This is a genomic window from Litoribrevibacter albus (genome assembly GCF_030159995.1).
Taxonomy (GTDB): Bacteria; Pseudomonadota; Gammaproteobacteria; order Pseudomonadales; family Litoribrevibacteraceae; genus Litoribrevibacter; species Litoribrevibacter albus.
Map to the genome: position 1 here is coordinate 341,614 of NZ_BSNM01000003.1, position 24,113 is coordinate 365,726.

Genomic DNA, 24,113 nt, shown 5'->3' on the forward strand with positions numbered 1-24,113 from the left:
GTTATGTGAATTCATTGGCAGGGAAGAAGGAGATAAAAATGACGGATTTTGAAGTACGCGATTGGCGAGTAGATACGTTGAATCGGATGCGAGCTTTGATTACAACCGCTGAGCCTGAGGCTGTTGAAGAGCGAAAGTGGTGTAAACCAAGTAATCCTACTGGTGTACCAGTGTGGTCTCACAATGGAATCATTTGTACGGGGGAGACCTATAAAGCGAAAGTAAAGTTAACCTTCATGAAAGGTGCTGCATTACCTGATCCAGACCAGCTTTTTAATTCGGGTCTGGAAGGCAACACTCGAAGAGCCATAGACATCAGTGAAGGCGACGATATTAATGAGGATGCGTTTAAGACTCTGGTACGTGCTGCGGTTGAGCTGAATGGCTTAAAGAAGCAGAGATCTAAATAGCAGCGTGGATTCAACAACCGTTCATCCGGTATCAGACTAATTTCGTATTATTTTGCTAATTTGATTAAAAAGTGATCAATTGTGGTAACTGATTCACATATTTTGGTCATTAAATGACCTATTATTCGTTTCGTCAGCTGGTGAACAGTTTGGAGCTTACCTCGGATGGGTAAGCAAGTGGAAGATCACAGCTGCAAGAGTGTAAAGATTTAGAAAGTCCTCCCGAAAAGGCGACCCACAAGCAATTGTGGCAAGCAAAGTCCTGGTCCCACGTGGATATCCGGATTGCCGAAGGAGTGATGACCGTTGAGGGCTTTCATATGTTGTATAGAGAGTCCTCAAATGAAAAATGCTGTATCTGCGTTCGCGCACACTATTCCTTCGTCTGTTAAAACCCTTGCTCTAACGTCTGCTGTATCACTGGCAACAATGGGCGCATCAGCAACCACACTTACCAATACAATCGGTCAACAAAACACCTTGGTTGTGATGGTTAACTTCCAGGACGCGCCAAGCAACATGCCGTTCAACGAAGCAGACGTAGCAAACGCCGTATTCAATCAAGCAAGCGATTTTTTCTACGAGAACTCTTATCAACAAACCTGGTTAGCGGGTGATGTGACCGGCTGGCACACCATCGCGATGAGCTCTAGCTCATGTGACACTTACCAAATTCAAGCGTTGGGCAAACAAGCAGCAGCGGACAGTGGTGTTGATATCTCTGCGTATGACCGTTTTGTGTTCATCATGCCTCAGAACAGCGCTTGTGGTTTCAGTGGTTTGGGTGACATCGGTACCTATCCTTCAAACTCATGGATCAATGGTTCTATCGACTACAAATTGATTGCTCACGAAATGGGTCATAACTTTGGTCTGACTCACGCAGGTTCTTTGAACTGTGGTGAATTGGCACTTGGTGCAGACTGTGCTGTGTCTTTAAAAACACACATGTTGGACATCATGGGTAACCTTGACGCCGGTCACTTCAATGCACACGCAAAAGAACGTCTAGGTTGGTTGCACAACGGTAACATGACCACGGTTGAAGAAAGCGGCAGCTACAGCATGGACGACGTTGAATCAACGTACGGTGTGAAAGCATTGAAAGTGCGTCGTGGTACAGACGCAGCGGGTCAACCGACTTATTACTATCTGGAAGCGCGTAAGGCACAAGGTCATGATGCTTTCCTGGCAACCCAAGGTAATGCGAAAGAGGGTATCTCTTTCAGCGTAACCCACGACAGCTATGCAAACGAAGCATTCCAATTGGATATGACGCCGAACAGCACCAGCTGGGGTGATTTCGATGACGCTGCACTAACTGCAGGTAACAGCTTCACTGACACAGATACTGGCGTAAGCTTCATCACCGATTACGTTGATGCGTTCGGCGCGGGCGTGACCATCACCTTCGACGGTGCGGCAGCGGCTCCAGCTCCGGTATGTACACCATCTGCGCCTGGCATTGCGGTAATCTCTGGTTCAGTAACGGCAGCGGCGGGTGACACAGCAAACTACCAGGTAGCGGTAACTAACAACAGCAGCGATGCGTGTGCAGACAGCACCATTAGCCTTCAGGCAGCAGTACCTGCAGGCTGGAACGCAGCATGGGCGAACAACAGCGTAACGGTAGCGGCAGGTACCACCAAGACAGTAACTCTAAGCATTGCATCAGCAAGCAGCGCAAACGCAGGTGACTACGTGATTGGTTTGATCGCAGACAGCGCAGAAGGTCAATCAAACTCAGCGGCATACTACACAGTAGAAGCAACAGCAGCTGCGAACAGTGCACCTGTAGCAGTAAACGACGCAGTAACCATCACCAGCAAACAAGCCGTAACCATCGCAGTATTGGCAAACGATTATGACGCAGAAGGTGATGCATTGACGGTAATCGAAGTAAGCGGTGCAGCAAAAGGTTCAGTAAGCATCAATAACGACGGTACTGTGACTTATGTTCCTGGTAAGCGCTTCAAAGATGTAGACAGCTTCAGCTACACCATCACAGACGGTGACAAGGTAGCGATTGCAACAGTAAGCATTACTCTACAGGCAGACACTACAACTTCAGGTGACACAACAACGACTACCAACGGTGGTAAAGGAGGTAAGAATCGCTAAGATAATTCTCTCTCAACATTACACACTCTAAATAAAAAACGGTGACAGGATGTCACCGTTTTTTTTGCTCCATTTAGTCTTGAGGACAGAGTGGACATGCTTGAGTAGATTGCATGTCTCGGCACTCAATATCATTGTTATCGTTCAATTGGCAGGTCGCATTCGGATCTGCGAATTTAGAAGCGATACCACTTGCGGTTAGCATGTCACCAAACACATAAGGGAATCCTGGTAATGTATCTGGATAGAAGTACTTGCTGGTTAAGTTGAGGCATTCACCTGGAGCACCCATAGGCGCTAAGCTTCCTCCTGATAGGAAGGTGCTACTACCGTCACCGTATAAGACGTCAGCTTGATTACCCCAGACGGTTACATCTGATAATGGGCTTTCACTGGTGTTACAGACGCTGCCTGATATTTCTACCTGAACAACAAGTTTTCCTGTGCCCATAGGGTCAACAACCAACTCAGTGTTGCACTGAGGTGTAACCATGATGCCGGCAGAAATACCGAGATCAGGGCAGGTTGCCTGGTCAGTCGCAGGATCAATTGCAGTTCCACCTAAGGTGGTTGCTGATGCAGTGACTTCATCCGTAGGCATGGCTACCTCAGAATTGAAGAAATGTCTGAAGCAGATGGACTCACCAGGAGGCAAGGCATCGTTAGGGCTTGCGGCTGTATCAAAGTCACAAGTGCCATCCCCAAGAGTTGCGAAGTAATCGCTGATGACAACAATGTCAGCTGGGTCGTTAGAAATAATATTTACATCATCTTCAACATAAATATTAGTTACAGAACCAAAGCCTTCATTAGTAACTTTACCTTCTACACGATACAAAATAGTGTCGGTATTAGGATCGTACTGTCCGCTTGGGCAAGATTTTTCAACAGAGATTTTACACGTGTTAAAGCTGCCCAACACGAAGTCCTTCAACTGTGCACTGGGTGAAGTCGAAGAGCGGGTCTCGGCTAAGTAGCTTGATAAGCATACTTCGTTTCCCACAAGTTTGGTGATGTTGACACCGCCCTCAAAAAAACTGCCTTGAGGGAAGAAGCCAGAAGTACCAAATTTAGGGATGTAAGGCCAAGGGGATGGTGTTTCATCGACGTTGGCAACAGCACAGGCATAGTCTGAGTCAGTACAGAATACGGTTCCTGCATCAACGTGTCCGTTGCTTTGATCAACCAACTGTAGGGGCCCGTCAAGTCGACCATCACCATCGCTGTCGCCGTTTCTGTCACCAACCCATTCCAGTACTTTAATGGTGCTGACGTCACCACCATTACTGAAATCACTGATCACGAGAATGTCACCGATTGCATGGGTGCCTGAGAAGGTTCCATCGTTCATGGTACCTACTTCATTTTGGAAGAACCAAAAGCCGATTTGGGCATCACCGTTATTGGCAAACCGATCGGCTCCGAAATATACAATGAGGTCGCCATCCACTACATAGGCAGCTGCATAGGCATTGCTGATATCGTCTTTATCGGGAACGGAACCTTCCGTATGTTTCCATTCACTGACATCTCTAATGTCTTTTGAGCCACCGGTGGTAAAGATGGTGTGAGGTGCTGGATCGCTTAGGATGCCTGTAGTTAATGGCGTTGTTAAATGATCCCAGTCATCCGGCATTGCTGCAACGTTTGAGTCAACGGCATTTGCGTCAAGTTCAAAGTCTAGATCGACTGCGTAGGTTAACATCGAGAAACTACAAAGGCATATCCATAATGAGGCGAGACTAAAGTTTCGCCAGCTAAATAGTCCGTGTTTCATTTGTCTACCCTCCAATTTCAGAGAAAAAGGACCTCGGCGGGTAGTGTTGAAAAAAAGCAGGAAGCAGGGTGTAGCAGTCTTGTTTTTAAGGCTGGAGCTGAAGTCGGGGTCAGTTTTCGGTAGTTATGCTGATCCCAACTAACACAACTGTACTTACTGCTTAAATCCAGCTTATTGATAGACCAATTGGTTTATCCATAAGCGTGTGCTCGTCGGGGTTTCAGGTCGGAACCTGATGTGTATCAAGTATAGTGTGCTCGAAAAATGTAAAGGGGATGGGGTTATATCGATTTCTTATAAGACTAAGAAGGTAATGCTATATATAGCGAATGAGCCTTAACTCGAACATCAATGTAGACGGGAACTCTGATAAATGCCCAGCTCATAATGGAGGCTTGAAAGCTCAACTAACACATAGGCTTATGCAATACATTTGAAGCGTTGCATTAGTGAACAAGGGGGAGAATAGGAGCCTGTTAGGTTAGTGTGACTGGGCTAAGTTCTGGACAAAGTTCAAAATAAAGCCAAAGGGTTTCGCCATTTAACTGACGAGTGGTTGATGCGAGATGAAATAAATTCAGGATGTGTCATTTATTTGTTATTGGGCTGTGATCTAAACATGACGGTTGTACATCGTTTGCGTGTGTATGAAACAAGTTGTCGAGCAATTGATATTGGCAAGCGGAGGTTCTCTGGATCTATCGTCTTGAGCTATGACTCAGATAGCCTGGATGTTCGGGCTATACTTTCCTAAATCATTTAAATGTATTTAAGAAAGAGCACTCCAGAGAATGAGAGAGAGTTCAGTGAAACAGCGAAAGCATATGATGGTGTTCAGCTTAGCTTGGCTTTGTTTCTCTGCTTGGGCTATGGGGAGTGATCAGTCAATTAAATTTGGCTATGGTGATCACACCACACCTCCTTTTGTGTTTCGTAATGATCAAGGTGAGGTCACACAAGGTATTACACTGGAGTTAGGAAGAGCGTTGGCAGATCAAGTCGCAATGCCGGTTAAGTTTGTCGGCATTCCTCGTCCCCGTCTGGTGCAATTACTTTCTGAAGGTGACATTGATTTATATTGCTTTGTGAAACCAGAGTGGATTCCCGATTCTGGACGCTTTCTCTGGAGTCCTCCATTACTTACCGAGACCGCCATATTTGTCTTGCAGAACGGAGCCCCTGATTTCAAAAATTATCTGGAACTACAAGGGAAACATATAGGAACGATTCGGGGTTTTCGCTATTCCTCAATACTCACGAAAATGTTTAATGCTGGTGATGCTATTCGGGAAGACAGCACAACTCTGATTCAGAGTCTTGAGCGGTTGAAACATCAGCGTATAGATACCATGTTGGGGTCGGATATTCTTATTCGCTTTATTCTTAAAGAGCATCCGGAGCAGTATCCGTTCAAATTGAGTAGGTTTTCTGATTCAACGGATTACACCGGTTGCGCAATTTCATCCGGGCATTATCAAAAAGCTACCCTGCTTATTGATGCGTTTAAAGTCATTAAAGAGTCCGGCAGGTTGGAGCAGATTTTGAACGCTTATAGGTGAGATGGAGAGAGGATAAGGGTTGTATGGTTTTCCTTCGTGTAAGAAGGTGTACTTATTCCAACGACTGAACTAATTGCGATATAAAAAACGTTATTTGCTTAATATTTCACAGTATTGATCAAAAGAACAAATAATTAGGAGACAATTCTTACAGGCTAGTTAATATGCTGTGGATTAAGGAGTGCCAGGAAGCGTGCTCATAGAAAAATTTGGATAAACAAGGAAATGTTATGCCAGAAAATATTGACTATCAGTTTTTAAGTGATTTAGAAGGCGGCAGTAAAATAAATGGCTATGTCCCAGCTGCAGGTGTTAGTAAGAGTGGTGTAACGATAGCAACAGGTTTTGACTTGGGGCAGCGGAGTGAAGCTGACTTAAAGAAGTTAAATTTGAATGCGGTCCTAGTCGCTAAATTAAAGCCATACCTAGGGCTTAAATCAGATTCTGCTCAAAAGCTACTTAAAAAGACACCTCTTGTTATCACTAAAGATCAAGCGCAAGCTATTGATAAGGCAGTAAAGTCTGCTCATATTGCTCAGCTGAAATTGAAATATAATTCAGCATCAGGTAATACCAAGAAGTTTTCAGATATCCCTTCACAGGCACAAACGGTTATTGCTTCAGTCTCCTTCCAGTATGGAGTTGGTCTCAATGCTCGTGCTCCCAAGTTTTGGAAAGCTGTTACTTCTCAAGATTGGAAAGAAACAATCAAACTATTGAAAGCCTTTGGAGATGCTTACCCTACAAGAAGGAAAAAAGAAGCAGCATTGCTGGAGAAAATTAAGTGATTAGAAAGCTAAGTGGGTTATTGATCGTCGGTTTTCTACTTGGCTGTCAGAACCAGGTATCTGGATTAGAACAAAATATCTTGGATGAACAGTTATTGGCTGCTTATTCTGAGTTTAATGAGTCGACGCAGAGAAGTAGATCAGCGCTTTTATTTGATAATGATCAACAAGCTAATACATGTGAATCTTATTGGACATTGGTAAAGACTCATGATCTTTTGGAGACAATAGAAAATCAGCTTATTAAAAGTGAATATTTAATCTGTGATGGTTTATTTATACTTTCTGAGGTTGAGCTGTTTCCTGAAGTGGTGGATAGAACTGAAATCGGAGCTGTTCTTCGATCTAAGCTGGATTTGCGATCATTCCCTAGTTCCCTTAAGCGACTAGCCACTGAAGATTCATTTACTTTGGCTTCGTTATTTCCTGAAGATACGAAGTTTTCAGGAACTAATGTGGTTTACGATGCAGAAGATTGGGTGTATACACTGCGTGTCGTTGCGGTTCTGAATATAAACGATAATTCGGATCAGGATTGGCTTGTTCAGCTTTCAGATGAAGCTAAAGTAGGGAACTATCGCAGTTATTCATCGTTTATTCTTTATGATGTTAGTAGTGATACGTTAACAGCTTCTTCTATTTATTAATCCCTTGTTTACCATTAGTGAAACATAGAAAAGCCCGTAAATACGGGCTTTTCTGTGTTTTGCAGGTAGATCTCTTAGTAGAGATGTTAATTCACCGTAAAGCTGCGGCTGGTACCTGTGTAGCCCACAATGTTGCCCGTCCACGGTTTTTTCTGATCGCCGAAATGCTTCAAACGATAAGTCCCTGCTGGTGTATCTTGCGGAATAGTCCAGTACAGGATGGCGTGAGAGGTGCCCCAGAACCCGTCGATTCGTTGCCACTGGAATTTGGTCTCCCAGTCGTTATCGTTGGCGACGGTTTGCCATTGTCCGTTGACTAGGCGCTGAACCTCCATAAAGGTGCCTTGTGTTCTCAGGTTATTTTTAGGATGACCAGACCAGAATTTCACTGTAACCGTTTGGCCTTTCTGATAGCTGCTGTTGGCATTCTGAACCACATCACCAATAGATTTGAAAATAGGGGCTTGATCGTGAACTACACCGGTTTGGAAGTTCACTGTCTCACCGGTCAAATCTCTTGGGATGGGCTCTTGAGCCGGGAAGGGGATAGGGGTGATGTTGTCTTCCAGTACTTGATCGGGTGGAAGCATGTCTTCAGCTAACTGATAGAAGGACTGTTGATATGCCGCCAGAGTCCAAGGGCCAAAGTGTGTTGAACCGCCTTCGTAGTGTTGCAGGTCATATTCCTCTTTAGTGGTGACATAACCACTGTAGGCATTAGACAGTGCTGCAACTACGGAATAGTCCAGTTCATCCGCCAATACATTATTCACGGTATCCATTAATCGGCGACCAGACATGATGGTGAACTCAGCTGGCACGGCGAGAATACCAAGCTGCCCAATCTTCTGTAGCGTTAATGACAATACCTCCGGCGACCAAGGGTAGGGAGACGTTTTACCTTGTGCTATGAGTACCGCCTTTGGGGCATGGCAGTCCAAATCTTCCTGGCTGGGAGCAACGATCATGCTGCCGATGAATTGGAAGAATGGGTTAGATTCTGTAGATCCTTCGCTAAATATATCGGGGCCACGGCCATCTTCAGTACCGGCCGCGAATGACTCGCCCAGGGCCGCTACACAGGTGGTTTGTGCCGTACCGTTGGTAAAGTCGCCAGAAATTTGAGTTTGCGAGAAGTCGACATAACGGTGTCTAAAATCGATGGAGCCCATAAGTTGTTCAGAGGCTGAGTTATAGAGCTCCAACGCTTTCTGGTATTGACGCTCACCGATGATTCTTACGTTTTCAAACCGATCGGCGGTTGGGCCTCTTCCCTCGTCATCTGGATTCACATTAGGAGACATGTCTCCCGCGTTGCTGATGGCAAAGGCAGCCACAAAGCTGTTGCTGCTCTGATAATCGGAGCCTTTTAACTTTTTCTCAAAGAGATAGGAGGCGTGGCCTTTGTTGTCCCCGCTCAATAGGGTTTCGTCTTTACCCATCGCGTTAGGGTGGGTGGCGAACCAGCTGATCATGCCGATTTCCCGGTTGCCTTGTTGAATGAACTTCAACACTGTCATTGGTTTTTCAATGTTGGAAGCATAGCGCTGTAATTCGCTATCCGGGTTGTTGTTATAGGCTTCCAACGAGCGGTTGTAGCTGGCATTGGTCAGATCCCCTCGATTAATCAGGATATGACCTGGTTTTAAGTTGTAATGGGCTTCTTCAATAGAGGCCACAATGCCATCTACGAGCGCATCGTATGCTTGCTCGATGAAGCCAAGCACGGTGATGTCATACAGGGCGTAGTGTGATTGGCCTCCCACAGCGGCATGAGTATGGGTAGCACTTAATACCACATTACTTTCATGGTACAGATCTCCATATTTACTGTGTAGTTTGCTCATCACGCCCTGAAAAACGGATTGAGGAAGAATGCCCGCATCAATACTACTGAACACAACCCGTTTTCCGGTTTGAGGATCAACCACAATGAAAGAACGAGCCCACTGTCGAAAATGAATGCCTGAACTTTTTTGATCCGGGTTTGCATAGCCCATCATGCCAACTTCAGCTGCGGGGCCGGTGACATCGTGAATGCCCTGTCCAATCAGGTAGTTGTTTTCATAGGCCAGTGTGATATTCCATGAAACCAAACAAGCGGTTGTGGCAATCACTCTTTGCATTAGGGTTTTGATGGATTTTGTTGGCTGTGATAATCGAGTCATAGAACGCATATACACTCCTTCCCTTATCGTTATCGATAAGTCATCGACCCGGATGGGACTGCGGCAGTGAATGTATGGTCAGATTGTCTGATAAACACTGCCCTCAACGGGTTGTTATTGTTATTGTTCGTTTTGGGTTCTTGTGTCAGTAGCTTTAACTGCAGTTTTCATTGCTGTTCTAATAGCTGCTTTAATAGATAGTCGGTTGTCTGGTAGCCAACAATGTTCAATCTGGCCAAGGGGTCATAGGTACTTGATTAGAAAGGAAGTATTAATGAAGAAGCTCATGCTTATTTTAGTGATGTCGTGTTTTGGTGCCGGATGTGCAAACTGGCCGGAAGCTTCAAATCAAGCCCTGAATCAAACCTCAGTTGAGCGAGCGCCAAAAGAAGAAATGAAAGGCAGAGTTCAGCATGTGGTGTTGATTTGGTTTAAGTCTGATGTGTCTGAGCAGTACATTAAGAAGGTCACGGACGAAACTAAACAATTGACACATATACCCGGTGTCATCACTGTAAATGCCGGGCAGGCAATCCCCAGTGATCGACCAATGGTGGATGATTCCTTTGATTTGGGGGTGACTATGACCTTTGATTCAGTGGCAGATATGAAGGCCTATGTTAACCATCCTGAACATAAGGCGTTTTTAAAGCGATATATCATGGGAAAAGTCGAAAAGTTATCTATTTTTGATTTTCAGTGATGACCTGGACAAGCGTTAAGAGTGGGAACAGTGCTCTATCGTATTGTTGTATATAGGTTTTTTTTTGAATGAAGTGCGTTGTTTTTATTGTAAAAGATTCGCCTGTAAGTATTCTTACCTTTGGCTATATTTGATGTAACCTTATAAAGAATTAGGAATTAAGTTGTCTGCCTCGCAAGTATCATACCTTCGACTATTTAGCCTGAAAACCTGGTGGTTCCCGACCTTGCTTTGTTTAGGTTTGGTTGGTGTCTGGGCTAACTCTCCACTTCTATTTCATACCTTAGCGGAGTTCTTCTCTATTTCGGTAGCAGTGATCACCTTGGTGGTTGCCTGGAATACGTTTGTGCTTTCGCACAATCATTATTTGATGTGGCTGGGGATTGGCTATTTAGGGGTAGGTATTCTGGATGGCGCTCATGCGTTGACGTTTAAGGGAATGCCTTTCGTCCACTTTCTGGACAGTGATACGACACTGCAATACTGGATTATTGCCCGGTATTTTGAAGCGATTGTATTGATCGCAGCTCCTTTCTATATCAAGCCACTGGTCAACCGATACAGCGTGTTTGCTGTGATCATTGGGTTGGTTACGGTGCTTATCATGATGGTGCCTCTGGGTGTGTTTCCTGAGATGTTTCATACACAAACCGGATTGACGCCTATTAAGGTCATGAACGAATGGATCATTATTGGGTTGTTGGTGGTTGCCGGGTATTTGAATTACAACGCCAGAGATCACCTGGAGCCGAAAACGGTTCAGCTCATTTTGATTTCTATCGGGTTTACCATCATTGCCGAAGTGTTATTTACCCTGTACGCCAATCTTTATGGCTTTACCATCATTATGGGGCACTTCTTTAAGCTGTTTTCGTTTTGGGCTATTTATGTGGCGTTGATTGAATCCAGCCTTCGTGAACCGTTTAAAAACTTATCTCGTGGAGCGAACACCTACGATGCGATTCCTGAAGAAATATCGTTAGTCGATCGGGAAGGGCGAGTACGCCAGGTTAACAAAGCCATCTGTCTTCAACTGAATAAGACTCAACAGGATTGTCTGGAACAGTCTTGTCATGAGTTACAGCATAACGTCGAAGAATCTGTCGAAGAGTGTGAGATATGTCGGGCTATTTTGTCTCATCAAAGCCTTGAACAGTACCGCTTTTATCATCCCAAGGATGAACAATGGTATGAAGTGTCACTAAGCCCGATTGCCTTTAGCTCGCATCAGGCAGGGATGGTTCATGTACGCCGTAATGTCACCGAAGAAAAAGTGGCTCAGGATCGGCTGAATACCATGAATCGTTTGTATACGGTTCAAACCCATACCAATAAAGCCATTATAGGTGCAGTTGATAGAGAAGATCTGTTTCAGCGTATTTGTGATATTGCGGTGAAAGAAGGGGAGTTTCTACTGGCTTGGGTCGGGCTGGTTAAGCACGATACCGTTGTGCCTTCTTGTTTTTCCGGTGAAGGAAAAGATTACCTGAAAGAAATGAAAATGACGGTGGATGACTCGGCTCTGGCCAAAGGGCCTGTGGGTCGAGCGGCTAAGACAGGGATGGTTCAATACGTTAATGATACGTCGAGCGATCCAACCTTCGTCCCTTGGCGGGACGCTGCCGTTGAACGAGGCTTCCAGGCGGTGGCCGCTGTACCGATTAAAGTTGATAACCAGGTGGTGGGTATCTTCACCATTTACTCCCAGTTACCTGAAGTGTTTGGCAAAGAAATGGTCTCTTTGTTGTCGAGCATCAGCGATGACCTAAGTGCTGCGATGGTTATGATATCCAAAGAGCGCAGACGCCTGGACGCAGAGAAGAAACTGCATAATTTATCTCAAGCCGTCGAACAGAGTGCCAACGCCATTATCATCACTGATACAGCATCCCGTATTGAGTACGTGAATCGCTCCTTTACCGTGCTGACCGGTTATCTGCCGGAAGAAGTCATTGGTTTGAAACCCAATATTTTACGCAGTGAGTACACCTCTGACGAAACATTACAAGAGATTCGTGAAGCTCTGGAAATGGGACGTGAATGGCACGGTAAGATTCAAAATCGTCGTAAAGACGGCTCTATTTATTGGTCACGCCAATCCATTTTCTGCATTCGTGACGAAATGGGTAACATCATTCAGTACGCTTCTACCTCGGAAGACCACACCGAGCTGCATGAAGCGCAGGAGACCATCAAACAGCTGGCGTTTTTTGATCCGCTAACCCAATTGCCTAATCGACGGTTACTTGGGGATCGTTTCAAGCAGGAATTTCGTCGCCAGGGACGTAATGATGAAGCCTCTTTGGCTGTGATGATGTTGGATTTGGATAACTTTAAAACGGTAAACGATTCATTAGGTCACAGTGTTGGCGACAGTTTGTTGGTGCATGTCGCTGCTGTTCTTCAGGGCTGTGTTCGCTCTGAAGATACGGTGTCCAGATTGGGCGGTGATGAATTTGCCATTTTGGTAGGTGGGGCATCGGTTGAGCGTGTTACAGGTATTGCAGACTCCATCATTCATGCATTAAGTGCCCCTGTTGAGTTGGAAGGTAATTTGGTGCAGGTAGGCGCCAGCGTGGGTATTTCACTGTATCCCCAAGACGCGCAGACCAGTGAAGATTTAATGAAGAACGCGGATTTGGCTATGTATCATGCTAAGTCAGAAGGAAAAAATAATTTCCAGTTCTTCCGTGATGAGTTAAATACAAAAGCTCACGACAGACTGTTGTTGGAAAATCGAATTCGTACGGCCATCGAAAATGAACATTTCCAGCTGTATTATCAGCCGCAGATCCATTTGGCGTCAGGTAATGTCGTTGGACTGGAAGCCTTGATTCGTTGGGTTGACCCGGATCGCGGGGTGATTTCTCCGGCGGAATTTATTCCGCTGGCGGAAGATACCGGCATGATCGGCCGTATTGGTGATTGGGTTATTGAAACCGCCTGTAAAGATGTTCAGCAAATGCATCTTGCCGGATTAGAGGACATCAAGGTTGCGGTGAATGTGTCAGCGCATCAGTTCAGGAATGGCCAACACTTATGCCGAGTCATTCAAAATGCCTTAGAGACTCATAAGCTGGACCCTAAATATCTGTCTCTGGAATTAACAGAAAGCATTCTGATCGAAGACATCAATGAAACGATTCAGTCGCTCAATGATTTGAAAGGGCTGAACATTACCTTGGCGATTGATGACTTTGGGACGGGTTATTCTTCGCTAAGTTATTTGAAAACGTTCCCCATCGATGTATTGAAGATTGATCAGAGCTTTATTCGCGATATTCTCAGTGATGACAGTGACAAGGCCATTGTGACGGCCATCATTGCGATGGCAAAACAGCTCGACCTTAACGTGCTTGCGGAAGGGGTTGAGACTATGGCTCACAATGATGTACTGAAGGAATTTGGCTGTGACTTTGCTCAAGGCTATTACTACTGTAAACCAATTCCTGTTGAGACTTTAATCAAACATTATGCAAAATAATTATCCGTACATTTTGTAATGGAATTATTGCGGCGTTATCATACGTGCAAGATCACTTCCTTGAAGTTGCTTATTTGAATTGTTTTACAGAGTTAATCACCGTGCGATCCAGTTTTTTTGCTTGTTTGATCTTGTTGTTCTCTTACCCCCTCTCAGCACAGGCTGAGTCCACCTTATTGATTTCAACCAGTAATGTTATGCCTTGGGGAATTGAAAAGTCCGATGCGCCTAATGAAGGCTTATTGGTTGAGTTCGCCAAGGCGTTTGGAGATTCTTCAGGCATTCGTTATAAGAACCGCTTGAAGCCGTATCCTCGTGTCATTAATGACATTCGACTGGGGCATGCTGATCTGGCTGTGCTGTTTGAAAGTCCCGAATCAGAGCGTATCGCGTACTCTCTCGGAGAAGTGACGAGCGTTGATGTCATTGCTGTAAGTAAAAGCTCCCATAGGCAAATATGGAGTCTCTCAGACTTGGATGGTGAACGGGTTGCCTATGTTCGTGGTTCAAAATACGGTCATCAATTTGATCAACATAAGGGCTTCAAGAAGGTGCCTGTTAATAATATGAACCAAGGTTTAAAGATGCTGATGCAGAACCATGTGGATGTGGTGGTCAGTACCGATCAATCGATCTACTACGGGATTGATAGCTTGGGCATACAATCAAAATGGCTGAAAAAGCTGTTGGTGATTTCTACCGCTACAGCCAATTTGTATTTGTCCAAGCAATCGGCATTTGTTCATAAAAAGGATGAGCTAAGCGCGGTGGTAAAGAAAATGAAGGCCGGTGGTATTCTCAATCACATCTTCTATGGCAGGGATTACATTAGCTCTCAAGAATTGAACCGCCAGGAAACCTGGCATGTGCCGTCTTTGTCTTCAGAGTATGAGTTGATTACTGCGATTCAATAAGTTGATGGTTGGAGCCGTAGGGTCTGAAAGTACTTTTAACAATCACTAATCACTAATCACTAATCAGTCATTAACTGTCAATAGCCCGCAATAGCGGCGTAATCTTGGTGAGCGTTTCCTGGTATTCCGATTCAGCATCGGAGTCGGCAACGATGCCACCACCGCCCCAGGCGTGAATCTTCTCTCCATCTCGAATTAACGTCCGAATGGTGATGCTGCTGTCCATTCTTCCGTGTCGGCTGATGTATACGATGGAACCGCAATAGAGTGATCTGTGGTGAGGCTCCAGTTCGTCGATGATCTCCATTGCCCGAATTTTCGGGGCGCCAGTGATAGAACCGCCAGGGAAACTATGGGCCAGCAAACTGGTGGCGGTTTCACTCTCTTCCAGGTCGCCCGTAACGGTACTGACCAAGTGATGAACGTTCGGGTAGGTTTCGATATCAAAGAGCTTGGGAACCTTGACGGAGAAAGGTTTGCAGACCCGGCTGAGATCATTTCTCAATAAATCCACAATCATCAGGTTTTCAGCTTTATCTTTGGTGCTTTGAGACAGTTCTTCTCTGAGCTCTTGATCGTCGTGGCCATTTCCCCCTCTACGGCGTGTGCCTTTAATGGGTTTTGTGGTCACCTGGCCGGCATCCAATTCCAGAAAGCGTTCTGGCGAATGGCTTAAAATATCCCATTGTCCCAGCTGGAAAAAACCAGAGAAGGGCGTCGGAATTTTCTTGGAAATGGTTTCGAATGCAGAAAAGGCATCGCCTTCACAGTCGGCAGAAAAGCGCTGAGCAAAATTCACCTGGTAGCAATCGCCCGAGTGAATGTAGTGTTGAAGGTGCTCAAACTTGTCGAGGTAATTCTGGTGCGATAAGTTGCTCTTAAAAGGCGTTGTCAGGACAAAAGGCGTGGCCGGTTGATTGCTATATACAGCCTCGTTCATTTCGAACAAATCCATGATGTCGGAACTGGATTGGTCGGTGAGCGCCGAATCGTAAACCAACCAGGATTCTTCCTCTAAATGGTCGGTAACCAAAGCCCAGCCGAAGAGACCAAACCACGCTGTAGGAAGGCTGATGTCCTGTGTTGCAGTAGCCGGCAGTACTTCTAATTGACGACCAAAATCGTACGTCAGAAAACCAATTGCACCGCCTAAAAACGGTAGGTGAGCGTGACGCTCAGCCATATTTTCTATATCAACGGAGAGCGTTTTTATACGTTCATTCAGTTGATTCAGAAGTGCTTCACCCTGACATTCCTGCGTTACCTGGAGTACTTCGATCGGGTCGGCCGTGAGGATATCGAATCGCCCCATGTGCTCTTTGTACTGGCCACGACCACTTTCCAACATCACAGGAAAAGGAAGGTGACGTATTGCCCGAAATGCGTCAAAGGAATTTCGATGGTAATCAAGACGATAAATACTAAGGGTTTGAGGCATACAGGGTTACAACAATGGCCAGAGGGCGTGAGCAAAATCAGGTCGTCATTCTACTTATTTCACTTGTTTTTAACATAGGCTTTCTGTAATCGGTGGCGTTTTTTTACAATTTGGTTATAAATTTCCATAAAACAGGTGACCGCTATACAAAGTAAACGTAACAAGGTTCAAAGAAAACGAGTGTTGAAGTAGATAGGTACAGAATAGACAGAATTACGTTGAATGCACTTCTATACTTAGCGGATGAGTTTATAAATGTCAGTCGGTTAGCATGACAGCTCAACATGGGATTCAATCGGAACCGGTTTCAACCATTCAACCATTCAACCATTGCTGGTTTTAAACCCCGTTTGTTTTAATACCATCAGTTTTAAACACAATGGCTTTCACGTAGGATGAACTTCAACTGACAAGCCCCGTATAAGGACATTCCGATTTTGAAAGGAAATAGGATTCGCGTTTCTCTTACAGATCAGACCCTGGAACTGATAGAGCAGGGACAGGTGTTACGTCACTATTCCATTTCGACGGCTAAAAATGGCGCTGGGGAGATCAATGGCTCAGGTCAAACGCCGCGTGGTTTGCATATCATTCGCGCCAAAATTGGTGATGGCCAGCTTGAAAATGCGGTGTTTGTCGGGCGTCGTCCTACCGGAGAGATCTATTCGTCGACGTTGGCTGAAGCCTTCCCGGAACGGGATTGGATCTTGAGTCGAATTTTATGGTTATCAGGAAAAGAGGTCGGTATTAATCGACTGGGCTCACAAGATTCCATGCGGCGTTATATTTACATTCATGGAACCCCGGATTCTGAACCAATGGGCGTGCCCATGTCTCATGGTTGTATTCGGATGCGGAACAAAGATGTGATTGAGTTGTTTGATTTGGTGCCGGTTGGCATTTCAGTTGAAATACTGGAATAACCAACGCCTTATACACTGGGCAATGCTCTATGAGTAACCCAGTACTTTGAAAATTAATTCACACCCAAGAGTAAATTGTAAGAGTAAATTATTATGGAAGCCTCTGTAGTACTAGACCTGAAAGGATTATCGGTTGCTGATGATGAGATTTCGTTATTACAGCATCCATTGACGGCTGGTGTGATTTTATTTACTCGGAACTTTGAGTCCAAAGAACAGCTGATCTCTTTATGCTCTGAAATAAAGTCGATTAATCCCGATCTGTTTATCTCTGTGGATCATGAAGGCGGTCGTGTTCAACGCTTTCGGGATGGCTTTACCCGTATTCCTTCAATGGGCGCTATTGGTCGCTTGTATCATGATCATCAACGCTACGCGATGCGAATTGCAGAGCTTGCCGGTTTTGTGATGGCGGCCGAACTGAGATTGTGTGGTGTCGATTTAAGCTATGCACCGGTGCTGGATTTAAACCTTGGGCTAAATGACGTGATCGGTGATCGTGCGTTTTCAGATCGTCCGGACATAGTGGCAGATTTGGCTGTGTGCCTGCTTAATGGCATTGAGCACGCCGGCATGGTCGGTGTTGGAAAACACTTTCCGGGGCACGGTCATGTAGATTGCGATTCTCATCATGAGCTGCCTCATGACGCTCGATGCTATGAGGAAATCATCAATAAAGATGTGTTCCCGTTCCGTTTGCTTATCGAGTCGGGTTTGCAGGGCATTATGCCGGCGCATGTAATTTACGATCAGGTTGACCCTGAACGCCCGGCGGGTTTTTCAGCCCGTTGGTTACAACAAGAGCTACGCGAAGGTTTAGGCTTCAAGGGTGTCATTTTTAGTGATGATTTAAGTATGCAAGGGGCGGTTAAAGCAGAACCTACAGCAGGTGGTCGCGCACTGGCGGCGATGGCAGCGGGTTGTAACCTGTTACTGGTTTGTAATGACCAGGAGGCCGCACGTTCGGTATTGGATACACTCACTGAAAAGGCAGTTCAGCCATTCAGCGGCGGTCAGGCGTTCATCCCAACCCGATCCGAAACAGACATCAGTCAGACTGAATTGGCTCAAGCCCAGCAAGCCATTCGCGATTTTAATCAGGAAGTATCTTAATCTTCTTTCGAGCGTGTTCGCGGCAACACGACTTGTGATCAAAACTGAAAAGTCAGGCTTGCCAGAAACTCTCGTCCTCGATTGGGGACAGGGTTATTCATGGCTACGTGGCTGTTTGGGGTATCGTACTCTTTATCCAATAGATTTTTGACTTGAAGATCGTAAGTCCATTGGTCATTCCACTGATAAGCTAATTTCCCGTTCATCAACCAATAACTGTCTAATTGTGTCCGTTCGGTGGCAGCCCTAAGTTGTGTTTCTCTGGTTCCGTGGTACACCGAGGATAAGCTACTTGACCATTGGTTTGACGCGTAGTTTATGGTCACTGAGCCCATCGTTCTGGCTTCTCTGAACGATTGTTCTGCATTATTAAACAAGTGCATCAACGCCGTTCTGGCTGACCATTGGTTGTTTAGATGGTGGTGGAGTTCAAACTCAACACCGTGCGTATCGTCTAGATGAACATTCTGAAACTGTATCCGGTTGTTGAGGATCTGAGTCAACATGATGGAATCTTTAAACTGATTTTTAAAATATCCAAAACTCAGAAATGTCCGTTCCCATTGGGCTAGCCAAATGGCTTCCCAGGTAGTTACTGTTTCCGACTCCAGGTCCGGGTTTCCAATCATGACCGGATTATTTACCAGAAATAACTCATTTTCAGACGGGGCTCTGAACGCCTGTCCATACAGTAGTTTGAGGGAGTGATTGTTGTTGAGTGCGTGAATCAGGCTGATTCTTGGGCTAAGTTCAGAACCAATGCTGGCATAGTTGTCATAGCGGGCACCTAAGGTTAACTGTGTCGCGTCTCCTAATTCGAGTTGATACTGGCCAAATACGCCGAAAATGTCTCGATCCGTGTCTTCCTGCACTTCCGTCCTAATGGATAAGGTGTCGGAAGACTCAATTGGGAAATCTTGTATGGCCAGTGCTGCAATGTCGAAATTACTCAATGTATACGCGCTTGGTATATGTAAATATCGGTATTCACTGCCAAACTGGACACTTTGAGTATCTGAGACCTGCCAGTCGTTGAGCCAAAAAGCTCGATAGCCTTCCACATTGTTGAATTGTACATCCGACATTAACGGATCATTGCTGGGCGGGTTACTTATGAAATTGAAGACGCCAGCTTCTTCTACCTGGCCATGAATCGTTGCGTCAGAGGTTTGGTATTCGATGGTTATGTCGGATTTGACGGAAAACCACTCGAAGCCTTGAGTAAGTTGTAAGGTGAGTAAGTCACCATCCCTGACGTTGTCCTGATTCGGCGTCGAGCCTTCTGCGAAGTAGCCGGTTGAGTTTAAATCGTAGTATTGAAGATTAAATCTCGTGTCATTCAACTGTACATTCACGATGATGTCTTTGTAAGATTTTTGATCCTTCATTGCCACCGGCAGACGTTTATTATTGGACAAAACCGTATAGTCTTCGCCATCGTCTGAATCATGGTGTGCAAGGACACTGACGTCCAGATTCCCAATTCGTTTACTCAGTGCCAGATCCGCTGTTTTTCTTTCGTAGGTGCCATAGCCAACTTGGACTTCATTTGCTTCTTTTCGGGTAATGATGTTGATCACCCCCATCATGGCATTCGATCCGTAAATGGAGGCACCTGGGCCTCGGATGAATTCCACCCGCTCTATTTGAGACAGAGGAAACGTTGGGAGCACAACACCTGAACCGCCGGTTCGGGGGTTATTGATGCGTTGTCCGTCAATCAGTAGCAGAATTTCTGAGGTGCCTGACGAGATACGTCGACCACGGACTGAAATGGGGTAGCTGTGACTCCATGATGAGGAAAGATAGGATTGAAAGCCCGGAATGTAGTTGATGAGCTCATGAAGTTTGTCGACCCCCAATTCCTGAATACGTTCCCGGTCAAACACGGTCACTGAGGATGGGGCGGTAATGACTGACTTGGGGGTCAGTGAGGCTCCGGTGATCTCTACCTGCATCAGCTCTTCAATGGGTAAGTCCAATAAACTTTCAAAGTCTTCGGTGGCGTCATGAGAGGCGTGGACCCCATTTCCTTCCGCTGGATTTACCATACCAACACAGGTTATGAGTAGAACTACAAACGTCCATGGCTTACATAGCTCTGTATGCATTAGTAACCTATAGATGTTGAATTAACAGTAATCGACTTTCCTTAATCCAGTCTAGACCAAAACCGCTTTGCTCTCTTTACGATGTGTACTGCGGTGCGGCGCCTCAACCCTGGCTGGGAGGTTAGATTGCTATCAGGAGAATAGCTGCTGTCGACCTCTACAACGGCTTTCACCGTTATGTCATTGAATGGTCAAAACGCTTTGGTTTAAAACTGGGTCGGATAAATTTTTATCAAGTTCAATCAAAAGGTGAACCAAAAATGATAATAAGAAAATGGTTAACGTTGTTACTGCCAGTGTTGCTGTTACCAGCCTTGTTGTTACCGATGTCGGTAAGGGCTGATGTAAGTGATTTAAAAGTTCTGACCCATAACGTATTTTTTCCTGTCTTCGGCTGGGGCTTAGGCGAGGGGCCGGGTAATGCACAGCGTGCCGCCCTGATCAAGCAAGCAGACTACATTCGTGGTTATGATGTGGTTGTTCTGAATGAGTTATTTGAAGTGGCATACGACGGCTCGGGGCCAGCCAATATCGTCCTGGACGGTTTATATTCGCAATACCCGTATCAGACGCCGATCATTGCCAGTAATTTGAATGATCACCTATGGGATCAAACCATTGGCTCCATTGATTCGGTGAAGAAAAACGGTGGTGTTGCGATTTTGAGTCAGTGGCCCATTGAAGAGCAGATTCAGGTGATGTACGGAACCTCCTGTGGGGATGACTCTCTCGATAATAAAGGGTTCGTCTACGCCAGGATCAATCGTCACAACGAACGTATCCATGTGATTGGTACGCATACCCAATCGGAATCCAGTAACTGTGGCGGTGAGCCAAAAGGTGCGGATGTACGTACGGCGCAATTACAGAAGATTGCTGCCTTTATTGATTCAAAGAATATCCCGGAAGACGAAGTTGTGATCATCGCTGGAGATTTAAACATTAAGCGTGGCGGTCCTGAATATTCAGGCATGTTGTCTACCTTGAAGGCGGCAGATCCTCTCTATCACAATACGACGGAAAGCTGGAATCCGGCGCAGAACGACTTAGCGGCCAAACAGTATCCGGGCTATCAGCCTGAACACTTGGATTATGTGCTGTTGGAAGCCGGCCACAAGCAAATTCCCGGTTGGGGAAATGCGACGCTGGTTCCTTCCAGTGGTGCTAATAATACCTGGCAAGACACGGTGAATATTCCCAACTTTTTTCATTATGAAAGCGATGAATTTTCAGATCATTTTCCTGTGGTCGGCTACGCTGCGACTGTGACCGATGCGCCAGATTTAACACCTCGTAAAGAGAGCTATAAAAAGATACGACTGAAATCGGTGAGCAGCGGTGGTTATGTGTCATTAAGCAATGAGAGCGATGGTTGGTTAATGGCGGATCAGACGTCCCCGAGTTGGAGAACCGAGTTTGAGATTGAAACCTGGGGATTGGACTACGCAGATACCTACTGCTTAGCGACCAATAATTACAAGTCGATCAACGGCTGGCCGGGTGTGTTCGTTAAACTGAAGTCCAAGCACAATGGACGCTATATGAAATATTGGCGCGGTGGCGACGGCGATTATGGGTACTATGCTGCAAGTGAGCCTTCCGACAAACTGTATATAAGAAAAACAGGGCCAACCACAGACGGTTGTATCCAGAATGGCGATCGTGTGGTGTTCGGTGATTTTGGCGGTGTCTTTTGGTACTACGTTACGGTTTGGCCAAGTGGCAGCTGGAAGAATGCTATGTTCCTTTGGGATCGAGGCTACGACAGTGACAATGAATTCATTATCGAAGTTGTAGAGTAATGCATATCAAACACCTCCTTTGAGGCGAAGACAAACCGCTTGAATCACACTCCGTGGTTCAAGCGGTTAATTCAAGCGGTATAGTCAACAGGCTAAACGGAGAAGGAGCATGCCAGCGTTTTGAGTTGGTGTACCAGTTCCGCTTGCTTCTTGCTTGAGTCAGAAATCTCATTAGCGCCTGTGACCGTTTGATGAGACATTTCATCAATTCGGACCACATTCCGATTAATTTCATGGTTCACCGACGTGTATTCTTCTGATGCACAGGCAATTTGATGATTCATATCTCGTATGGTGCTGATGGCAATCCCAATTTGAATCAGCGCTTTTTCGACCGCTTTTACTTTAGCTGTGGATTCCTGCACTTGAACCTTCGATGAACCGACGGCTGAGTAAGCATCTTCAGAATGGTTTTGAAAGGTCAGAAGAATGCTCTCAATTTCTCCAACGGATTCATAAGTACGTCTGGCCAGGGCTCTTACTTCGTCAGCAACAACAGAGAATCCTCTGCCTTGATCTCCCGCTCGTGCCGCTTCAATGGCCGCGTTTAGCGCCAGTAAATTGGTTTGTTCAGCGACACTTTTAATGACATCCAGGACACCGGTAATGTTCTCACTACTGGCTTTCAATTTGCTGAGCGTACTTTCCACTTTCAGAATTTCATTATTCAGCACATTAATCGATTCTACGGCTTCATTTACCAGAGTGTTGCCTTCGGTGGCTTGTGAGTCCACATTACCCGCAGCTTCAGAAGCTCGTACGGTACTGTTTGCCACTTCCTCGGCGGTGGTGGCCATTTCATGGATGGCGGTCGCCAGTTGTGAGGTTTCATGTTGTTGCTCTGTCAGGCTGACTGTACTTTGCTCCGATGTGGTTGCGGTTTGCTCTGCAGCGGCCGCAAGCTCCATGCTCGATACATTAATCTTGTTTACGATGTCCCGAAAGGTGGTAAGCATCTGATTAAAGTTAGAGGCTATTTTGCCAAGTTCATCTTTGCTGTGGACCTCAGCTTCTGCGGTGAGTTTCCTTTCCTGTGTCACCAAAGAGATGGAAGACAAAATGGATTGGGTTTGTTGGCGTATGCTCTTGGTGATGAGGTGAATAAAGAGCAAAGAGAGCAAACAAAGTGAGGCAATCACACTGAGATCTTTGTTCCGATGGTATTCGACCTGAGAAATTCTGCTTTCTAATAGTTCGGTTAAAATTGGTGAGGCATTGCCCAGTAATTTACTGGTAGCGCTAATGGCAGATGTTCCTGATTCAAATACAGTTTCACTTGAGACTGACATTGATTCCTTTGAAAGAATCTCTTCCCTGACCAGTGCTAGAAAACGATCAACGTGAGTAACTAGCGACTGATAATCCTTAGGAAGCAGCGTTTTTAGCGATGCGTTTTGAGTTTGCTTAATGCTGGTATCCAGTGAGCTTTGGGTTTTTTGGAGGAGCGTGTGAATCTTATCCAGGTTAACGCTTAACGTTAGTGCTTGATCTCTGGACAGCTCTTGTTGCATTGCGATGCCTGCAACCATGCCTCGGGTTTGACCGAGTACTTCCATCAAGTTTGGTAACGTAATGCTGGTTAAATCCATCAGGTAATAGGAATCCAGATCCGGGTCCAGTGTCAGGTTCGAGTGATCTGCAACGTAGGTGGTCAGATCCAGTACTTTAGAAATGAGCTTTGTGTGTTCTTGAAAGGATGTCGCAGGGGCTAACTGTCTTTGGCCTTTTAGCCTATTCCAGTGAGTTTTGATTTCGCTGACAAATTGGCTGGTAGGTATCGTCGAGTCGATGGACTCTGCAATATTAGTGAGCTCCTCTAATTGGCGATTAGCCAGTGTTTCTATCTTATTTATTTTTGCTTCGAAGTTCTTATTCCCCTGAAGATAGGCTGCCATCGTGCCTCTGTGTTTTGCAAAACTTTCCTGAAGTGGGAATAGGTACTCAAGATACTGATTACCAACGATTTCCTTTTCTGCGAATTGAATTCGGTAATTTTCTGAATCAATCAAAAAAATGAGCAGAATGAAAATAGGGATACCGAGCAGCACCGTGAACATCGACAGCTTTACGGTGACCGGTTGATTGTTTAGCAGCTTTGGCAGTTTCAGAGACATGAGGGTAACCTACCATTTGAGGAAGTAAGTTATGAAATATA

16 protein-coding genes are annotated in these 24,113 nt (G+C 45.5%); 11 read left to right on the top strand and 5 right to left on the bottom strand.

Going from position 1 to position 24,113, the window contains the following annotated elements; translation table 11 throughout:
• Positions 1 to 38 precede the first annotated feature (38 nt).
• Together QQL66_RS03375 and QQL66_RS03380 are read left to right on the top strand one after the other, a co-directional pair.
• Positions 39 to 410 (top strand): DUF1801 domain-containing protein, encoded by a 372-nt coding sequence (locus QQL66_RS03375; protein ID WP_284378750.1) that lies wholly within the window; start codon positions 39 to 41, stop codon positions 408 to 410.
• A 342-nt stretch (positions 411 to 752) separates the two neighbouring features.
• On the top strand, positions 753 to 2,531 hold the full coding sequence (locus QQL66_RS03380) for an Ig-like domain-containing protein (protein ID WP_284378753.1): 1,779 nt from the start codon (positions 753 to 755) through the stop codon (positions 2,529 to 2,531).
• A 73-nt stretch (positions 2,532 to 2,604) separates the two neighbouring features.
• On the opposite strand, the gene QQL66_RS03385 is transcribed toward QQL66_RS03380, so the two are convergent.
• The gene (locus QQL66_RS03385) at positions 2,605 to 4,236 is read right to left on the bottom strand and encodes a hypothetical protein (RefSeq protein WP_284378756.1); all 1,632 of its coding nucleotides are present in this window, start codon (positions 4,234 to 4,236) and stop codon (positions 2,605 to 2,607) included.
• 878 nt (positions 4,237 to 5,114) lie between these two features.
• On the opposite strand from QQL66_RS03385, the gene QQL66_RS03390 reads away from it, so the two are divergent.
• The 3 genes from QQL66_RS03390 to QQL66_RS03400 all read left to right on the top strand — a co-directional run bounded on the left by QQL66_RS03390 (position 5,115) and on the right by QQL66_RS03400 (position 7,302).
• Positions 5,115 to 5,867, top strand: coding sequence for a substrate-binding periplasmic protein (locus QQL66_RS03390; protein WP_284378758.1), 753 nt, complete (start codon positions 5,115 to 5,117; stop codon positions 5,865 to 5,867).
• Positions 5,868 to 6,097: 230 nt separating this feature from the next.
• Positions 6,098 to 6,655: a pesticin C-terminus-like muramidase gene (locus QQL66_RS03395; RefSeq protein ID WP_284378761.1), complete on the top strand. Its 558-nt coding sequence runs from the start codon at positions 6,098 to 6,100 to the stop codon at positions 6,653 to 6,655.
• Positions 6,652 to 7,302, top strand: coding sequence for a hypothetical protein (locus QQL66_RS03400; RefSeq protein ID WP_284378763.1), 651 nt, complete (start codon positions 6,652 to 6,654; stop codon positions 7,300 to 7,302). Before QQL66_RS03395 ends, QQL66_RS03400 begins: the two co-directional genes overlap by 4 nt.
• An 86-nt stretch (positions 7,303 to 7,388) precedes the next feature.
• On the opposite strand, the gene QQL66_RS03405 is transcribed toward QQL66_RS03400, so the two are convergent.
• Positions 7,389 to 9,479 (bottom strand): neutral/alkaline ceramidase, encoded by a 2,091-nt coding sequence (locus QQL66_RS03405; RefSeq protein ID WP_284378765.1) that lies wholly within the window; start codon positions 9,477 to 9,479, stop codon positions 7,389 to 7,391.
• Positions 9,480 to 9,744: 265 nt separating this feature from the next.
• Between QQL66_RS03405 and QQL66_RS03410 the strand changes: the two genes are divergently transcribed.
• From QQL66_RS03410 to QQL66_RS03420, 3 genes are all read left to right on the top strand, one after another.
• Complete coding sequence (locus QQL66_RS03410; protein ID WP_284378766.1) at positions 9,745 to 10,173, top strand: Dabb family protein; 429 nt, start codon at positions 9,745 to 9,747, stop codon at positions 10,171 to 10,173.
• 163 nt (positions 10,174 to 10,336) lie between these two features.
• Positions 10,337 to 13,657: an EAL domain-containing protein gene (locus QQL66_RS03415; RefSeq protein ID WP_284378768.1), complete on the top strand. Its 3,321-nt coding sequence runs from the start codon at positions 10,337 to 10,339 to the stop codon at positions 13,655 to 13,657.
• Positions 13,658 to 13,758: 101 nt separating this feature from the next.
• Positions 13,759 to 14,571: a substrate-binding periplasmic protein gene (locus QQL66_RS03420; protein ID WP_284378770.1), complete on the top strand. Its 813-nt coding sequence runs from the start codon at positions 13,759 to 13,761 to the stop codon at positions 14,569 to 14,571.
• A 70-nt stretch (positions 14,572 to 14,641) separates the two neighbouring features.
• Here QQL66_RS03420 and pabB read toward each other — a convergent pair whose 3' ends face one another.
• Positions 14,642 to 16,009: an aminodeoxychorismate synthase component I gene (pabB, locus tag QQL66_RS03425; protein ID WP_284378771.1), complete on the bottom strand. Its 1,368-nt coding sequence runs from the start codon at positions 16,007 to 16,009 to the stop codon at positions 14,642 to 14,644.
• Positions 16,010 to 16,446: 437 nt separating this feature from the next.
• Between pabB and QQL66_RS03430 the strand changes: the two genes are divergently transcribed.
• Together QQL66_RS03430 and nagZ are read left to right on the top strand one after the other, a co-directional pair.
• The gene (locus tag QQL66_RS03430) at positions 16,447 to 16,932 is read left to right on the top strand and encodes a L,D-transpeptidase (protein WP_284378773.1); all 486 of its coding nucleotides are present in this window, start codon (positions 16,447 to 16,449) and stop codon (positions 16,930 to 16,932) included.
• Positions 16,933 to 17,025: 93 nt separating this feature from the next.
• A complete protein-coding gene (gene nagZ, locus QQL66_RS03435) occupies positions 17,026 to 18,045 on the top strand; it encodes a beta-N-acetylhexosaminidase (RefSeq protein ID WP_284378774.1) in 1,020 nt (339 codons plus the stop codon).
• Positions 18,046 to 18,083: 38 nt separating this feature from the next.
• Here nagZ and QQL66_RS03440 read toward each other — a convergent pair whose 3' ends face one another.
• Complete coding sequence (locus QQL66_RS03440) at positions 18,084 to 20,156, bottom strand: TonB-dependent receptor plug domain-containing protein (protein WP_284378776.1); 2,073 nt, start codon at positions 20,154 to 20,156, stop codon at positions 18,084 to 18,086.
• Positions 20,157 to 20,416: 260 nt separating this feature from the next.
• Here QQL66_RS03440 and sph point away from each other — a divergent pair, with 260 nt between their 5' ends.
• Entirely contained in the window at positions 20,417 to 21,958 is a 1,542-nt protein-coding gene (sph, locus tag QQL66_RS03445; RefSeq protein ID WP_284378779.1) for a sphingomyelin phosphodiesterase, read from the top strand.
• 92 nt (positions 21,959 to 22,050) lie between these two features.
• Here the strand turns inward: sph and QQL66_RS03450 are convergent, their stop codons facing one another.
• Positions 22,051 to 24,072 carry a methyl-accepting chemotaxis protein gene (locus QQL66_RS03450; protein WP_284378780.1) on the bottom strand — a complete coding sequence of 674 codons (2,022 nt, stop codon included), beginning with the start codon at positions 24,070 to 24,072 and terminating at the stop codon, positions 22,051 to 22,053.
• Positions 24,073 to 24,113 lie beyond the last annotated feature (41 nt).

Bases quoted from the DNA above. Each gene is read 5' to 3' on its own strand.
- QQL66_RS03395 (WP_284378761.1), top strand. From the start codon at position 6,098: ATGCCAGAAAATATTGACTATCAGTTTTTAAGTGATTTAGAAGGCGGC.
- sph (WP_284378779.1), top strand. From the start codon at position 20,417: ATGATAATAAGAAAATGGTTAACGTTGTTACTGCCAGTGTTGCTGTTA.
- QQL66_RS03440 (WP_284378776.1), bottom strand. From the start codon at position 20,156: ATGCATACAGAGCTATGTAAGCCATGGACGTTTGTAGTTCTACTCATA.
- QQL66_RS03385 (WP_284378756.1), bottom strand. From the start codon at position 4,236: ATGTTAACCTACGCAGTCGATCTAGACTTTGAACTTGACGCAAATGCC.
- QQL66_RS03375 (WP_284378750.1), top strand. From the start codon at position 39: ATGACGGATTTTGAAGTACGCGATTGGCGAGTAGATACGTTGAATCGG.
- pabB (WP_284378771.1), bottom strand. From the start codon at position 16,009: ATGCCTCAAACCCTTAGTATTTATCGTCTTGATTACCATCGAAATTCC.
- QQL66_RS03410 (WP_284378766.1), top strand. From the start codon at position 9,745: ATGAAGAAGCTCATGCTTATTTTAGTGATGTCGTGTTTTGGTGCCGGA.
- QQL66_RS03405 (WP_284378765.1), bottom strand. From the start codon at position 9,479: ATGCGTTCTATGACTCGATTATCACAGCCAACAAAATCCATCAAAACC.
- QQL66_RS03380 (WP_284378753.1), top strand. From the start codon at position 753: ATGAAAAATGCTGTATCTGCGTTCGCGCACACTATTCCTTCGTCTGTT.
- QQL66_RS03450 (WP_284378780.1), bottom strand. From the start codon at position 24,072: ATGTCTCTGAAACTGCCAAAGCTGCTAAACAATCAACCGGTCACCGTA.
- nagZ (WP_284378774.1), top strand. From the start codon at position 17,026: ATGGAAGCCTCTGTAGTACTAGACCTGAAAGGATTATCGGTTGCTGAT.